The 12,897-nt window shown below is 67.8% G+C and carries 9 protein-coding genes and 1 tRNA gene; 5 read left to right on the top strand and 5 right to left on the bottom strand.

The window, feature by feature from the left end:
- Window positions 1–106: 106 nt before the first annotated feature.
- Together JYA52_RS12005 and JYA52_RS12000 are read left to right on the top strand one after the other, a co-directional pair.
- The gene (locus tag JYA52_RS12005; RefSeq protein ID WP_205653407.1) at window positions 107–1,771 is read left to right on the top strand and encodes an ABC-F family ATP-binding cassette domain-containing protein; all 1,665 of its coding nucleotides are present in this window, start codon (window positions 107–109) and stop codon (window positions 1,769–1,771) included.
- Window positions 1,768–3,681: an ABC transporter ATP-binding protein gene (locus JYA52_RS12000; protein WP_205653406.1), complete on the top strand. Its 1,914-nt coding sequence runs from the start codon at window positions 1,768–1,770 to the stop codon at window positions 3,679–3,681. The genes JYA52_RS12005 and JYA52_RS12000 overlap by 4 nt, the downstream gene beginning before the upstream one ends.
- A 105-nt stretch (window positions 3,682–3,786) precedes the next feature.
- Here JYA52_RS12000 and JYA52_RS11995 read toward each other — a convergent pair whose 3' ends face one another.
- The 4 genes from JYA52_RS11995 to JYA52_RS11980 all read right to left on the bottom strand — a co-directional run bounded on the left by JYA52_RS11995 (window position 3,787) and on the right by JYA52_RS11980 (window position 7,736).
- A complete protein-coding gene (locus tag JYA52_RS11995) occupies window positions 3,787–6,561 on the bottom strand; it encodes a galactose oxidase family protein (protein WP_205653405.1) in 2,775 nt (924 codons plus the stop codon).
- A gap of 145 nt (window positions 6,562–6,706) precedes the next feature.
- A complete protein-coding gene (locus JYA52_RS11990) occupies window positions 6,707–7,129 on the bottom strand; it encodes an NUDIX hydrolase (protein WP_205653404.1) in 423 nt (140 codons plus the stop codon).
- Complete coding sequence (locus tag JYA52_RS11985; protein WP_240460250.1) at window positions 7,126–7,662, bottom strand: DUF6314 family protein; 537 nt, start codon at window positions 7,660–7,662, stop codon at window positions 7,126–7,128. The genes JYA52_RS11990 and JYA52_RS11985 overlap by 4 nt, the downstream gene beginning before the upstream one ends.
- Before the next feature lies 1 nt (window position 7,663).
- A tRNA-Arg gene (locus JYA52_RS11980) sits at window positions 7,664–7,736 on the bottom strand.
- Between the two features lie 86 nt (window positions 7,737–7,822).
- Between JYA52_RS11980 and JYA52_RS11975 the strand changes: the two genes are divergently transcribed.
- Window positions 7,823–8,593 (top strand): hypothetical protein, encoded by a 771-nt coding sequence (locus JYA52_RS11975; RefSeq protein WP_205653403.1) that lies wholly within the window; start codon window positions 7,823–7,825, stop codon window positions 8,591–8,593.
- A gap of 43 nt (window positions 8,594–8,636) precedes the next feature.
- On the opposite strand, the gene JYA52_RS11970 is transcribed toward JYA52_RS11975, so the two are convergent.
- Window positions 8,637–9,290: a hypothetical protein gene (locus tag JYA52_RS11970; protein WP_205653402.1), complete on the bottom strand. Its 654-nt coding sequence runs from the start codon at window positions 9,288–9,290 to the stop codon at window positions 8,637–8,639.
- A 119-nt stretch (window positions 9,291–9,409) separates the two neighbouring features.
- On the opposite strand from JYA52_RS11970, the gene JYA52_RS11965 reads away from it, so the two are divergent.
- Window positions 9,410–10,258 (top strand): inositol monophosphatase family protein, encoded by an 849-nt coding sequence (locus JYA52_RS11965; RefSeq protein WP_205653401.1) that lies wholly within the window; start codon window positions 9,410–9,412, stop codon window positions 10,256–10,258.
- 69 nt (window positions 10,259–10,327) lie between these two features.
- Window positions 10,328–12,889, top strand: a complete 2,562-nt coding sequence (pcrA, locus tag JYA52_RS11960) for a DNA helicase PcrA (RefSeq protein WP_372433826.1) — start codon at window positions 10,328–10,330, stop codon at window positions 12,887–12,889.
- The last annotated feature ends 8 nt before the right edge of the window (window positions 12,890–12,897 follow it).

Raw genomic sequence — 12,897 nt, 5'->3', positions numbered from 1 at the left:
TTTCTCGAACCCGCTGGTCCGTACACCCCCCAAGTCCGGACCAGCGGGTTCTTTCATGCCCGCCGGAATTTCGGGCCGATCCGGGCAGCGGTGAGAGGATGGACAGATGACGGCAACCCTAGTTGCGAAGGACCTGGCGGGCGGTCATGACCACCGCACCCTCTTCTCAAGACTTTCCCTGACCGTGGCGCCCGGGGACGTGGTCGGCGTGGTCGGGGCGAACGGAGCCGGCAAATCCACCCTGCTCCGGCTCCTTGCCGGAGTGGATGAGCCGCAGGACGGAACGGTCAGCCTGGCTCCCGCGGACGCCTTCGTGGGATGGCTCCCGCAGGAACACGAACGGGTCGCCGGCGAGACGGTAGGCGCCTACATTGCCCGCCGCACAGGCTGCGCCAGCGCCACCGCCGACATGGAGGCCACAGCCGAGGCGCTCGGCGGGGGAGGCCCCGGCACGGACGATGCGTACTCCCTGGCCTTCGACCGCTGGATGGCCTCCGGCGCAGCCGACCTGGACGAGCGGATTCCCCCTGTCCTCGCCGACCTCGGCCTGGACGTCGGGGCGGACGCGGACATGACGGGGCTTTCGGGCGGCCAGGCCGCACGGGTGGCGCTCGCCGCCCTGCTGCTGAGCCGCTTCGACATCGTGCTGCTGGATGAGCCCACGAACGACCTCGACCTGGACGGCCTTGCCAAGCTGGAGGCCTTCGTCCAGGGGCTGCGCGGAGGCGCCGTGCTGGTTTCGCACGACCGCGAGTTCCTGGCCCGCTGCGTGACCACGATCGTTGAGCTGGACCTCGCCCAGAACTCGGTGGCAGTCTACGACGGCGGCTACGAGGCGTTCCTCGAGGAGCGCGCCGTCGCCCGCCGGCACGCCCGCGAACGGTACGAGGAGTTCGCCTCCACGAAAGCGGATCTGGTGTCCCGGGCACGCACCCAGCGCGAGTGGAGCTCCCAGGGCGTCCGCAACGCGATGAAGAAAAACCCGGACAACGACAAGATCCGGCGTGCGGCCAGCACCGAGTCATCCGAGAAGCAGGCGCAGAAGGTCCGGCAGATGGAATCGCGCATCGCCCGGCTCGACGTCGTGGACGAGCCCCGGAAGGAATGGCAGCTGCAGTTCAGTATCGGCCAGGCGCCGCGGTCCAGCTCCGTGGTGGCGACACTCCGGGACGCCGTGGTCCGCCAGGGCGACTTCACGCTCGGACCGGTCAACCTGCAGCTCAACGCCGGTGAGCGGATCGGGATCACCGGCCCGAACGGTGCGGGCAAGTCAACACTGCTCCGCCTGCTGCTCGGCCTTCAGGAACCGGATTCCGGGAACGTCTCCAGAGGGGCCTCGGTGGCCGTCGGCGAGATCGACCAGGCCCGCGGGCTGCTGGCCGGCCACCTAAAGCTGGGCGACGCTGTCGAAGCTGTGCTGGCCGACCAGACACCGGCAGAGGTCCGCACCCTGCTGGCTAAATTCGGCCTCAAGGCCGACCACACGTCCCGCGCCGTGGACTCGCTCTCGCCGGGTGAACGCACCCGTGCCGCCCTGGCCCTGCTGCAGGCCCGCGGTGTCAACCTGCTGGTCCTGGACGAGCCAACCAACCACCTGGACCTCCCGGCGATCGAACAGCTGGAGGAAGCCCTGGAGAGCTACGAGGGCGCGCTCCTGCTGGTCACCCACGACCGCCGCCTCCTGGAGAATGTCCGGCTTGATGCGCGCTGGAACGTGGGCAACGGCGTGGTCACTGAAGCCATGACCGGAAAAATGGAGCAGAAAAAATGAGCATGGATGGCGTCGCCTGGCGCTCGCTGTACAACATCACTCGGGCCAAGAGCGGCTCCAAGCCGTTCTCCAAGGAGACGCTGAAACGCGTCATGGGCTTCGCCCGGCCGCACCGGGGCAAGCTCATCGCCTTCGTGGCCGTGTCGGTGGCCATGGCCTTCCTGGCCGTGGCAACACCGGTCCTTGCCGGCCAGGTGGTTGATGCCATCGTGGCTGCGGCCGGCACGGGCGAAGTGATCCGCCTGGCGGCGCTGATCGCCGCCGTGGCCGTCGCCGAAGCGGCGCTGGGCATGGTGAGCCGCTGGCTGTCCTCCACCATTGGCGAGGGGGTCATTGTTGACCTGCGCACCCGGGTGTTCGACCACGTGCAGAAAATGCCCATTGCCTTCTTCACCCGGACCCGCACGGGCGCCCTCGTCAGCCGGCTGAACAACGACGTCATCGGTGCCCAGTCGGCCTTCGCGGGCACGCTGTCCGGGGTGGTGAGCAACGTCGTCGCCCTCATTCTCACCCTCGTGGTCATGCTCAACACCTCATGGCTGGTCACCGTGCTGGCCATGGTCCTGCTGCCCATCTTCCTCATCCCTGCCCGGCGGATGGGCTCCAAGCTGGCGGACCTGCGCCGCGAAGCCGCGGAGCACAACGCGGCCATGGGCACCCAGATGACGGAACGCTTCTCGGCCCCCGGTGCCACCCTCGTCAAGCTCTTCGGCCGCCCCGCCGACGAATCCCGCGAGTTCGCCCTGCGTGCCGGCCGCGTCCGTGACATCGGCGTGCGGACCGCGATGCTGCAGTTCACGTTCGTGACCGCGCTGACGCTGGTATCGGCCCTCGCGCTCGCCCTCGTGTACGGTCTGGGCGGCTGGCTCGCCATCGAAGGCCAGCTCGCACCGGGCGACGTCGTTGTGCTGGCACTGCTGCTCACCCGCCTCTACGCGCCGCTCACCGCACTGTCCAACGCCCGCGTGGAGATCATGAGCGCTCTCGTCAGCTTTGAACGCGTCTTCGAAATCCTTGACCTCAAGCCGCTCATCCAGGAAAAGCCGGACGCCGTGGAGGTCCCGCCGGGGCCCGTCGCCGTGGAATTCGACGATGTGCGGTTCGCCTACCCTTCGGCGGACAAGGTCTCCCTGGCGTCGCTGGAGGAAGTCTCCACCCTGGACACGCGCGGCGGCGAAGAGGTGCTGCACGGCATCAGCTTCCGGGTGGAACCGGGGCAGACCGTGGCGTTGGTGGGCTCCTCCGGGGCGGGGAAATCCACCATCGCGCAGCTGCTCTCGCGGCTTTACGACGTCGACTCCGGCGCCGTGCGCCTCGGCGGCCGCGGTGCCGCAGCAGGGCTGGACGTCCGCGACCTGACGTTCGACTCGATGCGCGCCACCCTCGGGATGGTGACCCAGGACGGGCACCTCTTCCACGAATCCATCGCCTCCAACCTGCGGCTGGCGCGTCCCGACGCCACCGACGAGGACATGTGGGATGTGCTGCGCCAAGCACGGCTTGAATACATGATCCGGTCGCTTCCGGACGGGCTGGACACCGTGGTGGGGGAACGCGGCTACCGGCTCTCCGGCGGGGAGCGCCAGCGCCTCACCATCGCCCGGCTGCTGATCGCCCAGCCACGCGTGGTCATCCTGGACGAGGCAACAGCTGCACTGGACTCCACCAACGAAGCCGCCGTGCAGGCGGCGCTGGGCGCGGCACTCGAGGGGCGCACCGCCGTCGTGATTGCCCACCGGCTGTCCACCATCCGCGCCGCCGATGTCATCCTCGTGGTGGAGGACGGCTCGATCGTGGAGCGTGGCACCCATACGGCGCTGCTCGCCGCCGACGGCCGCTACGCCGAGCTGTACCGGACGCAGTTCGCCGAGGCCACCGCAGTGGCTGAGGAAGCCGTCCCGGAGCTCTAGCTCTACCCAGCCATCAGGTCGGTGGCAGAGACATGGGCAGGGCCCTGGAGGAATGTCTCCAGGGCCCTGCCCATATGCCAGGCCGTCCGGCCGCTTGCTGGGGCGCTACCGGAAGATGTTGTAGGGGCCCCAGCCCCCGCTGATGAAGGTCCGGGTACCCCAGGTCCCCTTGCTGTAGGGGTAGTGGGCTAGCCGGCCGTCGGTGAGCCGGGCGATGAGTCCGTTACTTCCGGGGGTGAATCCAGCCACATTGGTGATGCTGTTGATGCTGTTCCACCCTGTGCCGACCACAGGCCTGGTTTGGTTGACGAAGCCACCGGTTCCGTTGGAGCGGTACAGCAGGAGGCTGCCGTCACTGCGTTTGGCGAGGAGGTCCTGCGTCCCGTTCTGGTCGAAGTCAGCCATGGTGAGGTAGAGGCCACGCCATCCGCTTCCGCCGTAGGTGCGCGGCGACAACGTTTTTCCGGTTCCGTTGCCGTAGTACCAGAGACTTCCGGCCGCGTCGTAGGCCAGGATGCCAGGGTACTTGTCGGCTGTGCGCCAGCGGCCGACCGTCACGTGGTAACTGCCCCATCCTCCGCCGAGGGACTGGGCCGGAGCGAATCCTCCACCGTGCTTTCCAAGGTAGTAATTCAGCCGCCCGTCCTTCCACTGGGCGACGATGTCGTAGACGCCGTCGCTGTTCCAGTCGATCACGTACCCCTTAGCCAGGCCGGCCCAGCCGCTGCCGATCATGTGCCGCGGCTGGATACCGCCAGCGCCGGTGGCCCGGTAGTTCCACAGCACGCCGTCGGCTCCGGCCGCCACGGTATCAGCGGCACTGGCGATGCTCGGCCCGGAGGGGGCAGGTGGCGTGGTACCGATGTTGATCGTCGAGGCGACGCTCGGCACGCCGTTGGCGTCCAGTGCAAAGAGCATGTAGTTGCCCGGCACCAGCACGCCGCGATCCGACGGCAACCTCAGCGACGCGGTGTTGCCCGAGACCGCAGTTGCGGTCAGCGGTATCCGCCGCTGGTCGGTGTTCACGGTGTGGGTCACCGTGCTCATCCGCATCAGGGAGAACTTGGTGGTCGGCGCCCCGGTGGTCACGGCAATCGTGCTGCCGGGTGTGGCGAACGTTGGTGCAGCCGCGATCCTCGGCCGGACGCGCGCGCTGCCATCGGCGTTCAGCAGGTACGGCGGGGTGAAGATCTCTCCGTCCAGGTGGTTGGTGTTGCAGTCCCCCTCGCACAGCCCGCCGCCGCCGACGAACACCCGGGCATCCGGGAGCAGCAGGGCCACGCTGTGATAGGTCCGGGGAATGGCCATCGGAGCCATCGTGGTCCACAGTCCGGTCGCCGGGTTCCAGATTTCCGGAGACATCCTGGCGTTGGTGTCGGTCCATGGAACGGGGGTGGCCTGACCGCCGACCACAAGCACCTTGCCGTCAGGCAGCGCGACCCCGTTCGCGAACGACCGGCTGACGGCCATGTCCGCGGTCCGGGCCGCGGTGGCTCCGTTGTTGATGTCGATGGTGTAGGCCCGCGGCGTGGCAGCCACGCCCGAGTACGCAGGCGCGCCGCCCACGGTGAGGATCTTGCCGATGTCGTACATCACGGCATCGCCGTTCATCGCGTCCGCGCTGTCGGACCGCAAGCCGGCCGAGGCGATGCTGCCGGCACCGGTGGTGGAGATCCAGTTCATCTGCCGGCTCGGCCCGGCATGGAACACCCGGCCGCCAGGGGCGGCAAACAGCCAGGCGTGATTGTCGGAACGGAATTCGCCATCGGGATCGTCGGTCAGGATATTGTCGGACAGCACGTTCGGCAGCGCCCGCCAGCCGCCGGCCGCGGACCACAGCTCGCCGTGTTTGTTGCCGACCTGGCCGGACCATGATCCGCCGAGGGTTAACACCTCACCGGTGGACGTGGTCACGTTGGACTGGTATCCGCGGCCCATCGTCATGGCCGGTCCCCGGGTCCAGGTGTTGGCCGCAGGATCGTACAGGCTCGTTTTCGTGCTGTTGCTGCCGCCGCTGACCATGATCCGCCCGTCCGGCAGCATCGAGGTCCCGGGGCAGAACATGTCATGGGCGGTGTTGGCCACGGCGGTCCGGGTCACCGCGCCGGTGCCGAGGTTCAGGATGGACGTCTGCGTGTAGCCATTCGTGCCACCGAAGGTGGTGGCGGAGTAGGAGGACCAGGCCATCAGCTTGTTGCCGGGCAGCAGCGCCGCTGCGACCGGAACAATCGGGAAGTTGATGGTGGGACCCCAGGATCCCTGTGCCCCGTTCACAGCCAGGGTGGTCATCATGCCGCCGTCGCTTTGGCCAATCAGGTTGACCTCCGCGGCGCTGCTCCACGATCCGCGGTTGCCGGCCTCGGCTGTGGTCTGCAGCCGGACATAGCGCGCCGTTACGGCCGCGAACGTCACGCTTTTCTCGGCACTGTTGTCCGCCCAGGTCCCGTGGGCCACCGGGGCGCCCCATGTGGTGCCGTTCGTGCTCACCGTGATCTCGAAGCTGCCGATCCGGCCGTTCTCGACGTCGGCGCGTGGGAGATAGCGGAGCCCGGAGATATTTTGCGTCACCTTGGTGTCGATGGTGAGGGTATGCGGCACCGGGGCAGCAGACGCGGACCCCTTGGTGTGCCAGAACGTGGCGGGGTTCCCGTCAAGGACGTTGGCGGCCCCGCCGTTCTCGCCCGTAATCTCTTCGTCGCTGGCCGAAACCGTCCACCCGTCCCGTGGCAATGGCGGCTGGGCCGGCTCCGAGGCCGGCAGCACCGGGATGTGCTCGTGTGGTCCGGGCGGCGCGCTGGACGCATCGTCGTGCGGGACCACGGCAACGTACCCCGTGACTAGCAGGAATGCGGCCGTAACTGCGGATACAATTCGAAACATCAACGCCTCCGTCTGGCTTCAGCCCCCCACGACAAGACGAAGGCTAGGCCGGGCAGGTTGGAAAAACCTTGGGCGGCGGATGAAGGCATGGAAGGGGTCGAAGGCACGCGTGATGTGCGGGCCCGTGAAGCCGGGACGAGGGACGTCAGGTGTGGGCGGTGCCCCGCGCGTCCGGTGCGGCCAGCGCCGGCAGGATGTGGTCCGTGAGCAGGGGCGCGAGGTCGGCGGGCAGCTCCGCCGCCAGGTCCAGCCAGCGGATTTCCGCGATCTCGGCAGAGGGGTGGGCAATCCAGGTGCCCGGCGCGCGGAACACAGTTGCCTCGATTTCCGTTGCCGCCTCATTGGCCGCGTCCGCGAGCCACACGCCCATGAGCTCCAGCTCGCGCGGGTCAACAACGATCCCCACTTCTTCCTCGAGCTCCCGCGCTGCGGCCTGCACCGCAGTCTCGCCGGGCTCGGGCTTCCCTCCCGGATGCATGAACTTGTCCGTGCCGCGCTTGCGGACGGTCAGGAGCCGTCCGGCGGCGTCGTAGACGCAGACGGCGGAGACAATGATGCGCGGATTCACGCGTATGAGCCTAACTGTTCGCCATCGTGTGCCGCAGGCTGACGGCGGAGCACGGATTCCAGCAGCAGGTCCTTGCGGGGCCCCGCGACGTCCCAGACATAGCTGAAGGCGTCGGGACCGAGCAGCGAGTACCTGACGCGGTAGGTGTCGGGATCGCACCAGTGCTGGTCCTGGCTTGCGTCCACGGAAAAGCTCATCCTGTGGAACGGGCGGCCGTCGGGAAATGTCATGTCGAGGGCGTCGGGGGAGTCCGTGGGCTTGAGGAGGTAGTCCCGCATGGCAGGGCCGGTGAAGGTTCCGCCGTCCGAAGCAGGCCAGCGCACGGTGCCTTCCTCGTGGAAGCGCAGCTGGCCGCCGTCGTCCGTTTCGGAAAAGATCACGACGCCGGTAAAGGTTCCGCGGATGCCCGCTGCCCGGTCGAAAAGGGTCCGTTCCACGGACCAGCGTCCCCGGGACGCGTTTGCCTGGGACGCGCCTGCCTGCGACGTGCCTAACAGATAGGCGCGGAGCCCGGAGTACGGCTGCAGATTCAAGTGCCCTCGATTGGAATCGAACCAACGACACCGGCTTTAGGAGAGCCGTGCTCTATCCACTGAGCTACGAGGGCGGGCGTCCGTCGCTGCCAGCTGGGGGCCGGCCCGTTCGGACACGCTTACAAGCATACAAGGTACCGGCACGTACTACGCTCTTGGCATGGCCGCCGCAGCACAAGCACCGTCCGCCCGGGGAACATTCCTTCCCGACACCGCCTCCACGAGGCAGTACATCGGTGCCTGGGCCGTGCTCAGCGTGGTCCAGTATTTCGTGGCGGAGGCGGCCGTGATCGGGGCCTGGGCCGGCCCCGAACCCTATGACCGCCGGACCGGCTTCATCAGCGACCTCGGCGCCGTTTCTTGCGGCGTTTTTCATGAACGGAGCGTCTGCTCGCCGCTACACCCGCTGATGAACGCCTCGTTTGTGGTGCAGGGGATGGGGATGCTGCTGGGTGCCCTGCTGCTGAGTTCGGCGCTGCTGCGGATTGCCGCCCGGCCCGGAGTGCGGGTGGCGGCCAGCCACAGCGGCGAAGTGCCGTGGTACGCGGCGGTTGGCACGCGCGTCCTCACCGGAACGGCCGGCGCCGGAACCATCATTGTGGGGCTGGTGCCCGAGGACATGGACACCAGGTGGCACTATACGGGGGCCGTCATGTACTTCGCCGCCGGATCCCTCGCGCTGCTGCTGCTGGGCGGGCTGTGGCTGGGGCAGACGCCGCTGGGCAGGTTCATCCTCGCGTGCGGGGTCGTGTCCCTCAGCGCTCTGGTCACCGGTGGTTTGACCGACATGAAAGTGCCCGAACCCGGCACGTTGGAGCGGCTGATGGGCTATCCGATCACGATCGGCCTGAGTGCGGCCGGCCTCGTCGTGGCCCAGCGCGTCCATCACGAACGTGCGGTCCACAAGGCGCTCAGGGCCGGCGCGGACTAGTCTCCCGGGCCTATGTTCCCGTGCCTATCTTGCCGAGCCTGCGTCAGGGCTGGTTTGGGGGACTGGCCTGCGCAGCACGCTTCGAGGGACGGCGTCCAAGGAAGACGGCGGCTCCGCCGGCAAGCAGGCTCAGCACCAGCAGCACCCAGCCCGCCACGGTGAGGAAGGACGCCAGGGCGACTTGTCCGGCGTCGAGCGTTGGGGCGGACACCATGGCGTCGATGGCCACGTTCCCCCAGAGCCGGGCCACCACGAACAGCAGCGGGAGGGACCACATCGCCCAGCGGAGCGGTTTCCGCGCCACGTTGGTGCCGATGAGGAGGAGCCACGTGAAGCCGAAGATCACCGGGAAAAGCGTGCCGGCGGTTTTATGGAGGTAGTTGAGCTGGCCGATCGCGTCGCCGCTCAGGACGCGGCGCAGTTGCTCCACGAAGCCCGGATCAAAGCCTCCGATGAGGGAATCGGGCATCGGCAGGCCGCCTGAGAGCTGCGTGAGCTGGTTAAGCGTCAGCAGGTGGAGGTACCAGAAGAGGAACAGGCTGGCCACCACACCCGCGATGACGATGAGGTTGCCGTTGTTCTGGGCCTTCTGCGGAGTGCGGTCCGTGGTGGGATTGATCACCGGCGGCAGGTGGTGCTGGGGGACCGCGGCCTTTGCGCCGTGCTTCTTGATCCGCTGTGCAGGAGTCTTGGCCATGCGTCCATTATCGCCCGCCGGCTCACAGCCGTTTGTTCACTGTCTGTGGGCCGCATGGCCTGTTCCCGCCGCCTCACTGCCGGCTGTTCACTGCCTGTGGCCGCCGATAGGCTGGGGACGTGACGGAACTTGGCAGACACAAACTGGGAAAACACAGCGCGGCGAACCTGAGCCCCGCCCTCGACGACTTTGAGCTGGCGTCCGCGCTGGTCCGCGAAGCCGGAATGCTGGCCCTGATGATGCGGCAGGGGGGACTTGACTCCCAGCGGAAAACGTCGGTGTCCGACATCGTCACAGCGGCAGACCACGCCGCCGAGGCCTATGTGCTGGAGCAGCTGCAGCGCTGCCGGCCCGAGGACGGCGTCCTCGGCGAGGAAGGCGCAGCCGTGCGCGGAAGCAGCGGCCGCACATGGGTCATCGATCCCGTCGACGGCACCTACAACTTCATGAGCGGCTCCACCTACTGGTGCTCCGCCATTGCCCTCAAAGACGACTCGGACGTGCTGCTCGGCGCCATCTTCCAGCCGGAGGAGGACAAGCTCTGGCTGGGCGGCAGGGGACGCGCGGCCACCCTCAACGGCGATCCCCTCACATCGTTCCAGACGGACGGGGCCGGCCGCAGCGCGGCGCCGCTCTCCGACATCGGTGCCGCCACCTACATCCACCCCCGCTGGCTCGCGGACCCCATGTGCGCCATGCCGTGGCATGCCGCGGCAACGTCGGCCGCCACGCTGCGGATGCTCGGCTCCGGTTCATGCGACCTGGGGCGTGTGGCCGACGGCGAGCTGGGCTGCTGGTTCCAGCACAGCTGCCCCGAATGGGACTGGCTGCCCGGGAAAGCGATCGTGCTCGCCGCCGGTGGCGCCGTGGGAAGCGTCTCCGTGAACGGCCTGGAATGGTTCATGGCAGGGGGCACGACGGCGGTGCATCAGTTGCGGGCGGCCCTCGAGTCGGGCTCCGTGGACTAGCTCCGCGGTTATCCACAGGGGCGGAATCCAGTGTCAGCCCCACCGCCTAGACTTGTAGTCACCATGGATATGTTGTTTGACCCGTACGCTGACGGACCTTTCAAAGCCGGCACCCACACGGCCGCCCTTACCAAGTCGCGCCCTGAACCCGGCCTGGCACCGGCCGAATTCGGCGGCGGAGGCCATATCTCGGGGGAACCCGGCCAGCAGGAACCCGGTCAGCCGGAACCCGCCCTGCCGGGAGCCGACGGCGGTGCGGCCGGCAACTGGGCCCGGCCCGCTCTGCCTGACGCCGGCGCCCTGCTGCAGGGGCTGAACCCGCAGCAGGAAGAGGCCGTCAAACACGCCGGCAGCGCACTGCTGATCGTGGCCGGTGCGGGCTCGGGCAAGACACGCGTGCTCAGTAACCGGATCGCCTACCTGATTGCCACCCGGCGCGCCCACCACGGCGAGATCCTGGCCATCACGTTCACCAACAAAGCCGCCGCCGAAATGCGGGAACGCATCGAGGCCCTCGTGGGCGGCCGGGCCAAGACCATGTGGATCTCCACGTTCCACTCGTCCTGCGTGCGGATCCTGCGCCGCGAAGCCGCGAACGTGGGGCTGAAGTCCAATTTCTCCATCTATGACTCCGCGGACTCCCTGCGGCTTGTCACGCAGGTGTCCAAGAGCCTGGACCTGGATCCCAAGAAGTTCGCGCCCAAGGCCATCCAGCACAAGATCTCGGCCCTCAAGAACGAACTGATCGACGCGGACGCGTATTCGTCCTCGGCCAACCACAGCGATCCCTTCGAGCAGGCCGTGGCCGATGTCTTCAAGGGCTACACCCAGCGCCTGCGCCAGGCGAATGCCATGGACTTCGATGACCTCATCGCCGAGACGGTCTACATGTTCCGTGCCTTCCCGGCGCTCGCCGAATCCTACCGGCGGCGGTTCCGGCACGTGCTGGTGGACGAATACCAGGACACCAACCATGCCCAGTACGCGCTGGTCCGGGAAATCGTGGGCGAGGGACCCGGCGCCGCGGAACTCACCGTCGTGGGCGATTCCGATCAATCCATCTACGCCTTCCGCGGCGCCGACATCCGCAACATCGTGGAGTTCGAAAAGGACTACCCCGACGCCCGCACCATCAAGCTCGAACAGAACTACCGCTCCACCCAGAACATCCTGAGTGCGGCCAACTCCGTCATTTCGCGCAACCCGAACCGGCCCGAGAAGCGGCTGTGGACCGCGGAGGGCGAAGGCCACAAGATCATCGGCTACGTGGGCGAAAACGAACACGACGAAGCACAGTTCATCGCCAAGGAAATCGACCGGCTGCAGGACGAGGACAACCTCCGCCCCGGCGACGTCGCCATCTTCTACCGCACCAACGCGCAGTCCCGGTCCATTGAGGACGTCCTGGTGCGGGTGGGGCTGCCGTACAAGGTGGTGGGCGGCACGCGGTTCTACGAGCGCAAGGAAATCAAGGACGCGCTCGCCTACCTGCGCGTGCTGGTCAACCCCGACGACGACGTCAACCTCCGCCGCGTCCTGAACGAACCCAAACGCGGCATCGGCGACCGTGCCGAGGGCGCTGTGGCCGCCTTGGCCGAACGTGAACGGACCTCCTTCATGGACGCCGCACGCCGCGCCGACCAGGCACCCGGCATGGCCACCCGCTCGGTCAACGCCGTGCTGGGCTTCGTGAAGCTCCTCGACGACCTCGCCGAGGTCGCCGCCGGCTCCGGCGCAGCCGCCGCGCTCGAAGCGGTGCTGGAACAGACCGGCTACCTCGCCGGACTGCGCTCCAGCACGGATCCGCAGGACGAATCCCGCGTGGAGAACCTGGCGGAACTCGTCGCCGTCGTGCGTGAATACGAGCAGGAGAACCCGGAGGGGTCACTGGGCGCCTTCCTGGAACAGGTCTCCCTCGTGGCCGATGCCGACCAGATCCCGGACGCCCCCGCGGGTACCGCCGAAGACATGGCCGCCGCGGTGGCCGAGGCCAAGCGCCTGGGCGTCGTCACCCTCATGACGCTGCACACGGCCAAGGGCCTCGAATTCCCCGTGGTGTTCCTCACCGGGATGGAACACGGGCTCTTCCCGCATCAGCGCTCCGCCACGGATCCGAAGGAGCTCGCCGAGGAACGCCGGCTCGCCTACGTGGGCCTGACCCGTGCCCGGAAGCGGCTGTACGTCACCCGCTCCGAAGTCCGGAGCATGTGGGGCCAGAGCCAGTACAACCCCGCCAGCCAGTTCCTGGAGGAGATCCCCGCTGAACTCGTCGAATGGAAGCGCGAGGGCACCAGCCGGCAGACGGGCGGCTGGGGGAGCGGCGCATCGATCGGCTCCAGCCGCTACGGCGGATCCTTCTGGGGCGCAGGGACTGCCCGGGGCGGAAAAGCAGACGCCTCGGCGGGCTTCAACGCGGACGTTCCCGCCGCCGTCGCGAAAAACCGGGTGCAGCCGCAAAAGGAAGTGATCGCGGTCAGCGTGGGTGACAAGGTCAATCACACCAGCTTCGGCAACGGCACGGTGCTGGCAGTGGAAGGTGCGGGGGATAAGACGGTGGCGAAGGTGAAGTTCGACGTCGGCGAGAAGCGGCTGCTGCTGCGCTACGCGCCGCTGACCAAGCTCGACGCCTGACCGTGGCG

The organism is Arthrobacter pascens (assembly GCF_017052465.1).
GTDB lineage: Bacteria > Actinomycetota > Actinomycetes > Actinomycetales > Micrococcaceae > Arthrobacter > Arthrobacter pascens.
Note: the sequence above shows the minus strand (reverse complement) of the source record. Positions and strands in the feature narration are given on the sequence as shown.